This window comes from Ignavibacterium sp. (assembly GCA_032027145.1).
GTDB lineage: Bacteria > Bacteroidota > Ignavibacteria > Ignavibacteriales > Ignavibacteriaceae > IGN3.
Genome location: JAVSMP010000001.1, coordinates 2,986,301 through 3,000,629 on the forward strand (window position 1 = coordinate 2,986,301; position 14,329 = coordinate 3,000,629).

The 14,329-nt window shown below is 35.3% G+C and carries 10 protein-coding genes and 3 CRISPR repeat arrays; of the genes, 1 reads left to right on the plus strand and 9 read right to left on the minus strand.

Going from position 1 to position 14,329, the window contains the following annotated elements:
• Window positions 1–454: 454 nt before the first annotated feature.
• Window positions 455–2,293, plus strand: coding sequence for a long-chain fatty acid--CoA ligase (locus ROY99_12595; protein MDT3697213.1), 1,839 nt, complete (start codon window positions 455–457; stop codon window positions 2,291–2,293).
• 88 nt (window positions 2,294–2,381) lie between these two features.
• Here ROY99_12595 and ROY99_12600 read toward each other — a convergent pair whose 3' ends face one another.
• The 9 genes from ROY99_12600 to ROY99_12640 all read right to left on the minus strand — a co-directional run bounded on the left by ROY99_12600 (window position 2,382) and on the right by ROY99_12640 (window position 11,303).
• Window positions 2,382–3,146, minus strand: a complete 765-nt coding sequence (locus ROY99_12600; protein ID MDT3697214.1) for an inositol monophosphatase family protein — start codon at window positions 3,144–3,146, stop codon at window positions 2,382–2,384.
• A gap of 4 nt (window positions 3,147–3,150) precedes the next feature.
• On the minus strand, window positions 3,151–6,411 hold the full coding sequence (locus ROY99_12605) for a choice-of-anchor D domain-containing protein (protein ID MDT3697215.1): 3,261 nt from the start codon (window positions 6,409–6,411) through the stop codon (window positions 3,151–3,153).
• Between the two features lie 45 nt (window positions 6,412–6,456).
• A complete protein-coding gene (locus ROY99_12610; protein ID MDT3697216.1) occupies window positions 6,457–6,867 on the minus strand; it encodes a cobalamin B12-binding domain-containing protein in 411 nt (136 codons plus the stop codon).
• Window positions 6,860–7,291: an HIT family protein gene (locus ROY99_12615; GenBank protein MDT3697217.1), complete on the minus strand. Its 432-nt coding sequence runs from the start codon at window positions 7,289–7,291 to the stop codon at window positions 6,860–6,862. The genes ROY99_12610 and ROY99_12615 overlap by 8 nt, the downstream gene beginning before the upstream one ends.
• 101 nt (window positions 7,292–7,392) lie before the next feature.
• The gene (locus ROY99_12620) at window positions 7,393–8,361 is read right to left on the minus strand and encodes a pyridoxal-phosphate dependent enzyme (GenBank protein ID MDT3697218.1); all 969 of its coding nucleotides are present in this window, start codon (window positions 8,359–8,361) and stop codon (window positions 7,393–7,395) included.
• Window positions 8,358–9,161, minus strand: coding sequence for a 3-deoxy-manno-octulosonate cytidylyltransferase (gene kdsB / locus ROY99_12625; protein MDT3697219.1), 804 nt, complete (start codon window positions 9,159–9,161; stop codon window positions 8,358–8,360). Before kdsB ends, ROY99_12620 begins: the two co-directional genes overlap by 4 nt.
• A complete protein-coding gene (gene gatC, locus ROY99_12630; GenBank protein MDT3697220.1) occupies window positions 9,161–9,454 on the minus strand; it encodes an Asp-tRNA(Asn)/Glu-tRNA(Gln) amidotransferase subunit GatC in 294 nt (97 codons plus the stop codon). The genes kdsB and gatC overlap by 1 nt, the downstream gene beginning before the upstream one ends.
• On the minus strand, window positions 9,454–10,164 hold the full coding sequence (locus tag ROY99_12635) for a lysophospholipid acyltransferase family protein (GenBank protein MDT3697221.1): 711 nt from the start codon (window positions 10,162–10,164) through the stop codon (window positions 9,454–9,456). The genes gatC and ROY99_12635 overlap by 1 nt, the downstream gene beginning before the upstream one ends.
• Complete coding sequence (locus ROY99_12640) at window positions 10,161–11,303, minus strand: M48 family metallopeptidase (protein MDT3697222.1); 1,143 nt, start codon at window positions 11,301–11,303, stop codon at window positions 10,161–10,163. Before ROY99_12640 ends, ROY99_12635 begins: the two co-directional genes overlap by 4 nt.
• Before the next feature lie 656 nt (window positions 11,304–11,959).
• Window positions 11,960–12,800: direct repeats of the CRISPR family, unit length 16 nt; unit sequence GTCTCAATTCCATTAT.
• A gap of 250 nt (window positions 12,801–13,050) precedes the next feature.
• Window positions 13,051–13,719: a CRISPR direct-repeat array (repeat unit 16 nt; unit sequence GTCTCAATTCCATTAT).
• A 130-nt stretch (window positions 13,720–13,849) separates the two neighbouring features.
• Window positions 13,850–14,081: a CRISPR direct-repeat array (repeat unit 30 nt; unit sequence GTCTCAATTCCATTATGGTTCGATTAAAAG).
• Window positions 14,082–14,329 lie beyond the last annotated feature (248 nt).

Sequence of the window (14,329 nt, forward strand, 5' to 3'; positions counted from 1 at the left end):
ACGAAGGAAATGCTCTTGGTTGTTACTTATCATAGCAAGATTTTTTTCAATTTTAGTTTAATACAAAAGCGCAGACTGTTGAAAATAATTTATTCTCTTGTCCAATCTTCTAACTTTATATCAGTAATTCTTTTAAATTCTTTTGTATTATTTGTCCGAGCTATCACGAACCACTATTTACTTCTAACTGATTACAGTTAAATAACATCATAAAAAAGTTATTAAGTTGTAGTTCGGAAATTTTCCAAATACCAAATTCGCACTCATATCAATTCTTAAGTAAATATAGTTAGGCGATCAATCTGAATGTTGTACCAAAGGCTGTTAACTTTCCACTTTGCAATCTAGATTTTTGATATTATTTTGCTCACAAGTAAACTTTTTCCTAAGCTTATCTTAAACTAATAACTGGTTTTCAGTGGGCGAAATCCAGTATAAAAAAGGAAGGTAACAAATGGCAGCAATCGATTATTTAACTACCGTACCCCGTCTTTATCAATATCTTACTGAAGAGTACAGTAAGGAAACCAATAATTATGTAATTAAACATAAAGTTGATGGCAAGTACGTTGGTATAACTTACGACCAGTTAAAAGAAGAAACAGATGCGTTTGCATTTGGATTAGCTTCGTTAGGTATTAAGAAAGATGATAAGGTTGCAATAATTTCAGAAAACCGGCCTGAATGGGTTTACAGTGATATGGCTATCCTGAGCCTCGGTGCAGTTGATGTTCCGTTATATCCATCGCTGACTGCTGAATCAGTTGAGTTTATTCTGAATAACTCTGAGTCCAAAATAATAATTGTTTCCACAAAGTTTCAGCTTAATAAAGTGATGAAGGTAAGGAATAAATGTAAAACACTTAAGTTTATTATCCTTCTTAATGAAAAGGACTATGATCCAAAAATCAAAGACCTTATAAATTTTAGTAAAGTTCAGGAGTATGGCAAAGCTTTTCAGAAACAACACCCTTCTTTGCTTAAAGATAATGTTACTTCAATAAAACCATCGGATATTTGTACAATTATTTACACCTCTGGAACAACCGGTGAACCGAAAGGTGTTGTACTAACACATCATAACATTCTTTCAAATGTTGAAGCTGCACTTCAGTCATTTCCTATCTCAAACAAAGATGTATTCTTATCATTCCTACCATTATGCCACATCTTTGAAAGAATGGCTGGTTATTACACTGCTTTTTCTGCTAAGTGTACAGTTTGTTATGCAGAAAGTATCGAAACAGTTGCACAAAACCTGATTGAAGTTAAACCAACAATTATGACCACAGTACCAAGATTGTTTGAGAGAATCCATTCGAAGATTATTAAAAATGTAGAATCTCAGTCAGAGAAAAAACAAAAAATCTTTTTTTGGGCAATGGAAGCCGGTAAAAAATATAGAGATGCAGAAAAAGCTAAAAAGATACCACTGACATTATTATTACAATTTAAATTAGCTGATAAACTTGTTTATAAAACTTTGCAGGAGAAAACAGGAGGCAATTTAAGATTTTTTATTTCTGGTGGAGCAGCTTTGCCGCGGGCACTTGGTGAATTTTTTGAAGCAATTGGGATAAAAATCCTTGAGGGATACGGATTAACTGAATCTTCACCGGTTATTGCTGCAAACAGATATGACGATTATAAATTTGGCTCAGTTGGAAAGCCTTTCCCGGGAGTAGAAGTAAAAATTGCACCTGATGGTGAGATACTTGCAAGAGGTCCAAACATTATGCAAGGTTACTATAAAAACAAAAAAGATACTGAAGCAACGGTTAAAGACGGCTGGCTTTATACCGGTGATATCGGAGTATTTGATGCTGATGGGTTTTTAATCATCACTGACAGAAAAAAACACTTGTTTAAAACATCTTCTGGAAAATATATTGCACCTACTCCGATAGAAAGCCTGTTCCTTGCAAGTAAATATATTGACCAATTTGTTTTGATTGGAGATAGAAGAATGTTCCTGACTGCACTTATTGTTCCTGATTTTGAGGCAGTAAAGGAATATGCTGATACTCATAAAATTGCTTATGAAAAAGTTGAAGACCTCGTTAGAGATGAAGAGATTTATAAAATGCTTGACAAGGAAATGGATCAGTTCCAGAAAAAACTTGCAAACTATGAGCGAGTAAGAAAATTTATATTACTTGATAAACCATTTACAATTGAATCGGGCGAAATTACACCCAGCCTGAAGATCAAACGTCAGTTTGTGGAAGAAAGATACCAGGATTTAATTGAACAAATGTATCAAAGCCTGGATAAATCAGTTCCGATAAGATAATAATCTTATAAACTGTGATAATTAGTTTATACAACCTTTCATATAATAGAATTGTATTTATTGTAAGCTTTCTATCAATTACAAATAATTAAACTTTCAATCCATCAATCATCTGTTGATGGATTTTTTTATTGCTTGCGAGTATTTGTTTAGTAAAAATATCTATTCTATTTCCGGTAAAGTCAGTTACAATTCCGCCGGCTTCTTCTACGATTAGTTTTCCGGCACAAATATCCCAGGGATGCAGTGATACTTCCCAGAAGCCGTCAAACACACCGCTTGCAACATAACAGAAATCAATTGCTGCTGAACCTAATCTTCTTACTGCACGGGCTTTTTTTGTAAGTGATTCAAATCTTTCAAATGCTTTATAAGGATTATCTTCTACATTATAAGGAAATCCGGTAGCTAATACACCAAAACTAATATTATTATTTTCACTTACATTAATTTTAGAACCATTTGCAAAAGAACCGCTGCCTATTTCTGAGGAGTAATAGATATTTGACATAACATCGTAAACTACTCCCGCAACAATTTCTCCTTTTTTAATCACCCCGATTGAAACAGCAAAGACCGGTAAGCCGTGTGTAAAGTTAGTAGTGCCGTCAAGCGGATCAATCACCCAAAGGTAATCTGAATCTTTATTATGTTCTCCTGACTCTTCGGTTAGAATATTATGCGTCGGATATTTTTTTGTGATAAAATCTAATATCGTCTCTTCAGATTTTTTATCTATTTCTGTTACAAGATTTTTTTCACTTGATTTATATTCAATCTGAAAATTTTTACCAAACCCATGGCGAATAATATCGCCGGCTATACCGGCGATCTCTAAAATGTCTTTAATCATAAATTTATTTTATCAGCATCATCTTTTTAACTGAATTATAAACTCCTGCTTCAATTCTGTAATAATAAACTCCTGAAGAATACTTATCAGCTTTCCACTCAATCTGATGATATCCAGCATCATAATATTGATTTGCTAATGTTACAACCTTTTCTCCAATCGAGTTATAGATTGACAAATTAACATTACCCGAAACCGGCAGAGCAAATTTAATTGTTGTAACCGGATTAAACGGATTAGGATAATTCTGATCAAGACCAAATTCAAGAGGCAAGCCGACCTCAATTTCAATCTCATTAGAATATTTAAACTGACCGTCAAAATCAATTTGTTTTAGTCTGTAAATGTATTTTCCAACTGCAACATTCGCATCTGTATATGAATATGACCTCAACTCAGTAGTAGAACCTGAACCCGGAACAAACCCAATTCTTTCCCAGTTATCAAACAACTTCCTTTCAATTTCAAAACCCTGATTATTAACTTCGGTTGCAGTTGTCCAGTTAAGCACAACATTTCCGTTAACAGCATTAGCTGCAAACGTTGTCAATTCAACCGGCACAGCAACTGTTCCACCGGAAAAACAAACAACTTTACCGTTCTTTGTTCCGGAAATCAATTCATTACTCGGGTTACCATCAATTGATGACATTGAGTTTACAGTATAAACCCAATCACCCGGGAAAGAGTGCACAAATAATAATGAATCTCCTTTACCGCTGATACAATATAGATTACCATCGCGCGAACCGGCAATAACATCTTGAAATCCATCATTATTTAAATCCGGAACAGAAGCAACACCAAATTGATAATCCATTGACCACGACCATAACAGCGAGCCATTTGCACCGCTAAGACAATTAAGTCCGTTGTTTGCAAAAGATGCAACAAGCACTTCCGGAATCTGATCGTTATTAATATCCTGAATTAGTGATATCTGAATCATACCAGCAGCGGAACCCAGCATTGAAGTCCAAACAATATTTCCATTTGTACCATTGAGTCTATGAATTCTGTTAAAATACTCCGCTGCAATAACATCTGTACCGCCGCCTGGCAAAGGAAGTGCAAGCAATTCTTTTGGTTCATAGGCAATCATGTTACGGGTCCATAATGTTTGACCATTAGCTCCATTCAAAGCTCTGACAGAAAGATTTGAACCACCGTTATTTCCATATCCAATAATTACTTCTGGAATATTGTCCCCAGTAAAATCATCTACAGATATTATAGCTTTACCAAATGAAGGATTTGGTCCGGGATAATAATGTTCCCAAATTATATTTCCATTGGTACCATTGAACAGGAATGCTCTTTTATAACCGGTTCCTTCCTGGTTTCCATCTGCAATTGCCAGAACATCAACAACACCATCATTATTAAAATCTCTCTGAACATCAACAGCTCCAAAATCTCCGAGACTCCAATTAATTTCATCACCGAATTGCCAAATGATCTGACCATTAGTGCCATCCAAAGCATAAACATGCTCATTTCCACCGCCGGTTGCAATTACAACATCATTATAACCATCTCCATTCAGATCCTGTGCAATCTGTATTGCCTCCTGAACTCCATATTCAAAATTCTGACCAATAGAACCTGCATTACTATTTGAAATAAATGTTGTAAAAACCCAAAGAGGATAAGAATTTCCTGAAGCTGCTCCATCAAGACACATTGTCCAATAATTTTCTGTAGAAACTATAACTTCCGGAATCCCATCACCGGTTATATCGTTAATTGGTTTTAATCCTTCTACTCTTGGTTCAGCGCTTGCTGATCCCGGATGTAAAGGTATCTGATATTGCCAGAAAGGAAAACCATAACTGTATTGATTAAAATATCCGCTACCCTGCATAAAAATTTTAGCAACCGGAGTTGTCAGATCGTTGCTTGAAATTTTAAGTGTATCGAAATATGATCCGGCTTGTTTCGGATAGAAAAATACGGTCAGTTGAACTGTATCGGCTGTATAAATCTGAAATGGAATAGCTGGTGAATTGTAAGTGAATTCAGGCAGATTAAAATGAAGGTCTGAAATCTCTAATGTCTGTTCCCCCATATTAAATAATTCAAAATTCCAGTAAACAATTCCTTCGCTTCCAACCCAAACATTTCCAAAATTAAATGAAGTAGAAGACAGCCCTATTCTTGCCCCATCTAAAACACCCTGTCCAATAAGATTAACATTTAAAACCGGGGTAATCGGATCATTATTATAAATTTTAATACTTCCCTGATAGAAAGCATAATTTGAAGGATTAAAATTAACAGTAACCGTTTGAGAATTACCTGGGGCTATATTGATAGGAAAACTAAGAGCGTTATAAGAAAAACCGCTGCCCGAAATTATAATTGAATCAATAGTTAATACAGCACTGCCGTTACTAAACAGGTTTAAACCGTAATTAGATGTATTACTGACTGAGGTATTTGGGAATCCAATGGTTGTAGTGGGAACAAATATACCCGGTGTTCCCCCGCCACCAATATCATACTTAAATAACTTTCTTCCAGAACCAGCACCAACCGGTTCGGCAAGCAGCCAAAAATAAGTGCCATCCCATGCAAGTCCGCGTGGATTTTGTCTTATTCCAGGAGTTTCAGGAACATGAAATGAAAACAGTTCATTTTTTGTGTTCAAATCAATTGCATAGATTTTTTCATCATCTCCCTGAAATCCATCCATTACATAAAAAAGTGTATCACCCTTAACAGTGATTCCTTGCGGTTGTAATCCAACTACCTGAATTGTATCTACAATTGCTCTTGTAGTTACATTAATTTTATATAATGCGGCAAGGGCATCCGGATAATAAATAGAAATCCAAAGACCAGTTCCATCCCAGGCTGCACCGCCAACATAAGCACCGCTGCTGCCGAAAAACTCTTTGGTCGATATTGAATCAATAACAACACCGCCTGTTGATAATTTTTGTAAATCACAGTAAGCAGTTTTTCTTTCAACATACCAAAAATTAGTTCCGTCGAAAGCAAGTCCCTGAGATTCTTTAATCCAGCTAGGAGTAAAGTTTAAAAAATCAACCTGCACTCCGCTGCTGTTTACGGCATTAATTAAATGTTTGCCTGCAGTAGATGAATTAGAACTAATCCAATACTTTCCGGAATTATATACTAATCCGTAACCATAATCATAGAAAGTACCGGCTGGCAGATTAATTGTTTCTAAGAGAGTCTGTGGATAATTAAGAAATGAAATGGACACAAGAAGGAAAATAAAAAGTATAGGCTTTCTCATAGCAAACCTCGTAAATATTATTTGTTGAATAGTTTTTTTTAAAAACTAATTTTTCTTCGGATTAAGTTTCCTCCACTCTTTAATATATTCGGCTATGTCCACAGTCGAAGCACCCGGTGTAAATAATTGACCAACACCCATTTCCTTAAGTTTGGCAATATCTTCTTCAGGAATAATCCCGCCACCGGTTAATAATATATCATCCAATCCTTTTTCTTTCAGCAGATTCAAAATTTTTGGAAATATAGTCATGTGAGCGCCAGATAATATACTTATTCCAATAACATCAGCATCTTCCTGCAATGCTGCTTCAACAATCATCTCAGGTGTCTGTCTTAATCCGGTATAAATAACTTCCATCCCTGCATCACGTAAAGCAGCAGCGATAACTTTTGCACCGCGATCGTGACCATCTAAACCGGATTTTGCAACTATAACCCTGATTTTATTATTCATTCAGTAAGTCCTTATATTTTTGTACCGATTCCCGTATCATATCTCCATATTTTCCAATTTCATCATCTTTATACTGCACTGTTCTATACCTCATATGACCATCATTTTCAAAACGAGGAATTATATGATAATGAAAATGGAAAACTGACTGACCGGCGCTTACTCCATTATTGGATATAATATTAAAACCATCTGCTTTAACAGCACGTTTTACCACACCGGCAAGATATTGTGTAAGCTTGGTCAATCCGTAAAGCTCTTCTGTTTTTATCGTTAAAAAATTATCAAAATGATTTTTCGGCATTACTAAAGTATGACCAAAGTTTACGGGATTAATATCAAGAAAGGCAATAAATTTTTCATTCTCAAAGATTATTTCTGCATCAGCTTCCTTTGATATAATATCACAGAAAATACAATCCATATTATTCTTTCAAAGATTACTTACAAAGATTACTAATTTCATTTTTCAAAAATAAATTATAAATAACTTAAGAATAATTCACTTAAAGTTCATTAATAAATTTATAAATTCACACTATTAAGATACTCTTTTGTTCTTGCAAAAACTGCAAACAGCCCGCCTGTATGAACAAAAATATTTTTCTTCCCTTTACCAGATTTAATATATTTTTCATAGTAAGCTGTAAATGCTTTACCTGTATATGCCGGATCGAGTAATATCCCAGATTCAAGTGCAAATTTTCTTAGTAGTTTTAATTTTGTCTCAGAAATCCTTTTATACCCTTCCTTTGAATAACCGCTTACTACTACAAGATTATCCGGATTTATTTTACAATCAAGTTTATAATCAAGGATACAGCCTTCTGCAAGCTGCAGAATATGCTTTTCCATTTCCTTCTTTGACATCAAAACATGCACAGCAACAATTTTTATATTAAGTTTATTTAATGCAGCACCGACCAGCATACCTGCGGCTGTTCCACCTGAACCGCAAGCAGCAACAATTGAATCAATTTTTTTAAGATCCACTTGCTCTTTAAGTTCATTAATAAAATTGATGTAGCCCCAGATTCCAAGTGTAGTAGAACCGCCTCCGGGAAATACATAAGCATTCTTTCCTTTTTTAAGCAGCTCCATTCTTTGCTTAAACATTATATCATTAACATTTTCATATTCTTTTTCAGAAAAGAATTCAACATCAGCGCCAAATATTTTATCAAGAAAAAAATTTCCATTTGGTGATTTGGAGTCTTTTCCCCAAAGAAATAATTTTGTCTTAAGTCCGATTTTCCGGGCGGCTATTACTGTCGCTCTTGCGTGATTAGACTGATCACCGCCTGAGGTGAATATGATATCAGCTTTTTGATGCTTTGCGTCAGCAAGTAAGTATTCCAGTTTTCTTATCTTGTTTCCGGATAATTCACAGCCTGTAAGATCATCGCGTTTAAGCAGTAAAGATTTTCCGGCAAATTTAATTTCTTCTAACGGAGTAGGAATATTTGCGAGTTGTATTTTTTTGGGTGTTATCATTTTGCTAACTCAATCTTTTTAAGTTTAGAATAAATTTTTCTTGCTTTTTCAAGGTCTTCAGGTGTATCTACAGAAAAGCTGTCAAATTCTGTTTCAACAATTTTTATTTTAAAACCGTTTTCCAGCATTCTTAACTGCTCAAGTTTTTCCAATTGTTCAAGGTCTGTCGGCTCAAGCTTAGTAAACTTAATCAAGAATTCTTTTCTGTAAACATATAAACCAATGTGTTTATAAATATCAGCACTCTCAAGAATCTCTTTCGGATTTTCCGCATCACGTACAAAAGGTATTGGTGAGCGGGAGAAATACAGAGCAAAGTTTTTATAATCAAATACAACTTTAACAACAGATGGTGATTCAAGTTCTTCAACCTTATCAATCAATCTTACTAAAGTTGAAACATTAACTTCAGGATCAAATAAAAGCGGTTCAATTGCCTGATCTATCATCATACCGCTGATAAAAGGCTCATCGCCCTGAATGTTAACAATTATATCGGCTCTTGGAAACTCCTTTGCAGCAATTGCAATTCTGTCCGAACCGGTAGGACAATCCTTTGGAGTCATTATCACCGATGCGCCAAATTTTTTGGCTGTTTTAGCTACTTGCTCATCATCAACTGCTATAACTATTTTATTAACCAGTTTGGATTTGCATGCACCTTCATAAGTATGCTGTAAAAGTGATTTGCCGCCTATATCTGCAAGCGGTTTTCCCAACAATCTTGTTGATGCAAATCTTGCAGGTATTACTCCAAGAACAAACGGACTGTTTTTTTTTGGTTTCCCCTTCTTTGCCATTATTTATCACCAATAACTTTTGGAACTTTAAAATGCTGATCAGTTTTATCAGGAGAATTTTTTAATGCTTCTTCAACCGAAACGGATTCTTTTAATTTATCTTCCCGAAATATATTTACTTGTTCAACCGGATGCGAAAGCGGCTTGATATTTTCTGTATCAAGCTCATTAAGTTTATCCATATAAGCTAAAATCTCATTCATTTGAATTGTAAAACTTTGCATTTCTTCGTCTGTAAATTTCAGTTTAGCAAGTGATGCAATTTCTTCAACATCTTTTTTTGTAACAGACATTAGTTTATTTCTTTCTGATTACTGATAATTATTTTTCTTACTTTTTCCATCAATTCAATTTCATCTGGTTTGGATTTTATGTTATCAGTTGAAATCGGTTTATCAAAGTGCATATAGATAGTTCCGCTTTTTAGTTTAAATGTTCCTTTAGGCATAATTTTATCCGTACCATTTATTGTAATCGGAACAATAGGATATCCGCTGTGTGCGGCAAGATAAAACGCACCACGCTTAAAACTTTGCACTTCACCGGTTTTACTTCTTGTACCCTCAGGAAAAACTAAAATGGAAATCTTTTTTTTATCCATAATCCATTTTGCACGCTGCAGACTTTTCATTGCAGCCTGAGGATCTTTTCTATCAACAACTACATAAGGTCCTAGATACAATTGCCATCCAAAAAAAGGAATGCGGGCAAGTTCTTTCTTAAATATCATACTCATTCTGTTAGGTACACCCCATTGTAAAGCAGTAATATCAAGCTGACTTGAATGATTGGAAGCGAAAACATATACTGCTTTGCGGTCAATGTTTTCAAGTCCGGTCATCTTTACTTTAACACCAGAAATCAATAATACACCAAAGGGAAAATATTTTGCAAGGTAGTGATATAGAGTAAATGTACGGTCAACTGCAATAAAAATCAGAGCTAAAATTGAACAGATAAAAGTATGAATAATTATAAAAAATATTTTAATATAAGTTATCAATCTTCCACCTCTGCAGGCTGTTCTTTTTTTAACTCAATAATTCCTTTTGCTTCAGCAAATTTTTCCAAAGCATTAATTCTGTTTTTAACAGAAGGATGGGAATAAAAAAACCATTCAACAAACGGATGAGGCTGACGATCACCAAGATTTTGATCTGTAAGTTTATTTAATGTACTTATAAAACTATCCGGCTTCAAAGTTGATTCAACTGCATATCTGTCAGCTTCAAACTCATATTTTCTTGAAAGGATATTTGAGATTGGTGTTTGAATCAAACCTACAAGCATCGCCCATAAACTTAAAACCGGCAATGCAGCAATTTGTAATATGCTGTTAAAATCAAACCAGCTAAGCGAATGCTTGTATAAAAGTGAAATAATAAAAAATGTTAAAAAACTTGCAGCGGTACCGAATAAAATATTCTTTTGAATATGCTTATGTTTATAATGACCTAGTTCGTGTGCAATAACCGTTTCTATTTCATCTTTAGAATAATCGTTAAGTAAAGTATCGCCAAGAATAATCCGTTTTGTTTTTCCTAATCCTGTAAAAGCGGCATTAGCTTTTTTTGTATTCTTGCTCATATTAAAAGAAAAAACATTCTGAACAGTTATACCCGCTCCTTTAGCAAGTTTTGTAATTCTAGTTTTTAATTCATCATCATTCAAAGGAATGATTTTATAAAATATCGGCATGATAAGTATCGGGAAAATCTGTGCCAGCACAACTGAAATTAAAAACATAGCAGAAGCAAAAACCAGCCACCATAAATCTTCAAACTGATTTAAGACAAAAAAGAAAAGCAATAATACGGGAACACCAATCACCAATCCAACAATCATTGATTTCAGATTCTCCACAACATATTTCTTAAATGTCTGGTTGGATAAATTGTATTTATGCTCAAGATAAAAACCTGTGTAAAAGTTTACAGGTGCAAAAAGAACGGAAGAAATAACTCCGATTGCAAACACATAAAGAATAAAGACAAAGTAATTATCTTGTGTATAACTGCGAATAAATTCTTCTAATCTGAAACTATACCCGAGTAGTACAAACATAAATAACAGAATAAAACTAACAATACCTTTGGTAATTCCGATAAAGAGCTTAGTATTATTGTATTTTTTTGAATCCATACAGATAAAATACAAACTCGTGTTATCTCAATCAATTTATACAAAATGATTGTACTAATAAACTTATCACTTCGTAGTCACTTAGAATTAACCATCTAAAAAAATACGTCAGTCTAAGCCTGTCGAAGACGAACATAACACAAATCTTTATCACACTTCAATAGATTCAGTGTAATAAAGTATTATTAACTTTTAAAACAATTAGAAGATTCAGATAAGCACAGCCGAGGCGGGACAAGTGGTTCGATTAAAAGAGTAGCCCTCATCCTAACCTTCTCCCTAAGGGAGAAGGTCTCAATCCCATTATCCCGCCAGGGCGGGACAAGTCGGTTCGATTAAAAGCAAAGAAAAATAAACACAATATCAAACTATATCAAAAGGTCTTCGAAGTGGCTTTAGCCACGAAGATCCCGATAGGCGCCAGCCGTATCGGGACAATTCCATTATCCCGCCAGGGCGGGACAAGTCGGTTCGATTAAAAGCAAAGAAAAATAAACACAATATCAAACTATATCAAAAGGTCTTCGAAGTGGCTTTAGCCACGAAGATCCCGATAGGCGCCAGCCGTATCGGGACAATTCCATTATCCCGCCAGGGCGGGACAAGTGGTTCGATTAAAAGTATAGGAAGCACAAGGACTTACCTGCAACGCTATAGTCTCAATTCCATTATCCCGCCGGGGCGGGACAAGTGGTTCGATTAAAAGGGAAATGATAAAAAATTCATATGAAAACGCTGGGTAGTCTCAATTCCATTATGGTTCGATTAAAAGACAAAACACATTATACAGTTCACACGGCAGACCTCTCAGTCTCAATTCCATTATGGTTCGATTAAAAGTATAAAATTGGTGAAAGGGGTTTTAAATTAGATTTTGAGTCTCAATTCCATTATGGTTCGATTAAAAGATATGTGTTACATATCAGCAGAGAAACCAGAAATATGTCTCAATTCCATTATCCCGCCAGGGCGGGACAAGTGGTTCGATTAAAAGGAAGTGAGGAAACTGGTGAAGAAATCAGACCCAGCGGTCTCAATTCCATTATCCCGCCAGGGCGGGACAAGTCGGTTCGATTAAAAGCAAAGAGGTTTATATGTGTTTCATATCAGAAAGAGGTCTCAATTCCATTATGGTTCGATTAAAAGCAGTATGCAAAAAACAGAATGGAAGCTATTGAACGGTCTCAATTCCATTATCCCGCCAGGGCGGGACAAGTCGGTTCGATTAAAAGAATGAACCAGATAAATTTACAACTGCTTTTAATTCTGTCTCAATTCCATTATGGTTCGATTAAAAGTACTTCTTCGGGGGTTCCCCGAAAGCAGACTGTTCCGTCTCAATTCCATTATGGTTCGATTAAAAGTAACGGTAATACTGAGCAAAAACACATTCGGGGTGAAGTCTCAATTCCATTATGGTTCGATTAAAAGAATGATGATTGATGCACTCAACGGATTGTTTGATTAGTCTCAATTCCATTATCCCGCCAAGGCGGGACAAGTCGGTTCGATTAAAAGCAAAGAAAAATAAACACAATATCAAACTATATCAAAAGGTCTTCGAAGTGGCTTTAGCCACGAAGATCCCGATAGGCGCCAGCCGTATCGGGACAATTCCATTATCCCGCCAAGGCGGGACAAGTCGGTTCGATTAAAAGCAAAGAAAAATAAACACAATATCAAACTATATCAAAAGGTCTTCGAAGTGGCTTTAGCCACGAAGATCCCGATAGGCGCCAGCCGTATCGGGACAATTCCATTATGGTTCGATTAAAAGAATAGCCCGCCTCACTTTCCTACCACCTCACATTCCTGTCTCAATTCCATTATGGTTCGATTAAAAGTAATGCAGTAGAACTTATTGATGATTACTGCAAAAAGTCTCAATTCCATTATGGTTCGATTAAAAGCTGATAGAATCGTTCAGGAAGCAACGACCAAAGGCTGTCTCAATTCCATTATGGTTCGATTAAAAGGATAGCCTTTTTTTTTATACTACTATGAAAACAAAAGTCTCAATTCCATTATCCCGCCAGGGCGGGACAAGTGGTTCGATTAAAAGAAAGAAAGGAGTTCACTATGCGTTACGAATATCATTGTCTCAATTCCATTATGGTTCGATTAAAAGATTTTTATCAACAAACAAAAGGAGTAAAAAATGAAATGTCTCAATTCCATTATGGTTCGATTAAAAGAGAGCAAAAAAAGACCATAAAAACAACAAATGGATTAGTCTCAATTCCATTATGGTTCGATTAAAAGGGTGCAGATACAGCTTTTGAACAAGGCTGTAATGCGGTCTCAATTCCATTATCCCGCCAGGGCGGGACAAGTGGTTCGATTAAAAGAGTAGCCCTCATCCTAACCTTCTCCCTAAGGGAGAAGGTCTCAATCCCATTATCCCGCCAGGGCGGGACAAGTCGGTTCGATTAAAAGCAAAGAAAAATAAACACAATATCAAACTATATCAAAAGGTCTTCGAAGTGGCTTTAGCCACGAAGATCCCGATAGGCGCCAGCCGTATCGGGACAATTCCATTATCCCGCCAGGGCGGGACAAGTCGGTTCGATTAAAAGAATAAAAAAATGAATACTATCATAAATAAAACCCCTGTCTCAATTCCATTATGGTTCGATTAAAAGTACCTGCCGTCACGACAAATATTTGGTCCTTCAAAAGCGTCTCAATTCCATTATGGTTCGATTAAAAGTCCCTTCCTTGTTCTTAATCTTGCTTAAGATAAGCTTGGTCTCAATTCCATTATGGTTCGATTAAAAGCCTTGGTTCTCATCTCAAAAATATTTGTTTTTCTTATAAAATCATACTTCTGCTTAAATCATTTTTCCTGAACCTAATTTTATCCGAAAACATCCGGTAGTTCAAGTTGTGTTTTGAGCATAATTTTGAAGAATATCACTATCTAATTTATGTGTGTATATTTTATTAAACGGAGGTTCAAGTTTTTTGTTTTGATATTCGTCTGTTTTACCACTTTTGGTTTTTAATTTTTTTTACTGTTTGGTTAA

Coding starts and splice junctions, on each gene's coding strand:
- ROY99_12595 (MDT3697213.1), top strand. CDS start 455: ATGGCAGCAATCGATTATTTAACTACCGTACCCCGTCTTTATCAATAT.
- ROY99_12600 (MDT3697214.1), bottom strand. CDS start 3,146: ATGATTAAAGACATTTTAGAGATCGCCGGTATAGCCGGCGATATTATT.
- ROY99_12605 (MDT3697215.1), bottom strand. CDS start 6,411: ATGAGAAAGCCTATACTTTTTATTTTCCTTCTTGTGTCCATTTCATTT.
- ROY99_12610 (MDT3697216.1), bottom strand. CDS start 6,867: ATGAATAATAAAATCAGGGTTATAGTTGCAAAATCCGGTTTAGATGGT.
- ROY99_12615 (MDT3697217.1), bottom strand. CDS start 7,291: ATGGATTGTATTTTCTGTGATATTATATCAAAGGAAGCTGATGCAGAA.
- ROY99_12620 (MDT3697218.1), bottom strand. CDS start 8,361: ATGATAACACCCAAAAAAATACAACTCGCAAATATTCCTACTCCGTTA.
- kdsB (MDT3697219.1), bottom strand. CDS start 9,161: ATGGCAAAGAAGGGGAAACCAAAAAAAAACAGTCCGTTTGTTCTTGGA.
- gatC (MDT3697220.1), bottom strand. CDS start 9,454: ATGTCTGTTACAAAAAAAGATGTTGAAGAAATTGCATCACTTGCTAAA.
- ROY99_12640 (MDT3697222.1), bottom strand. CDS start 11,303: ATGGATTCAAAAAAATACAATAATACTAAGCTCTTTATCGGAATTACC.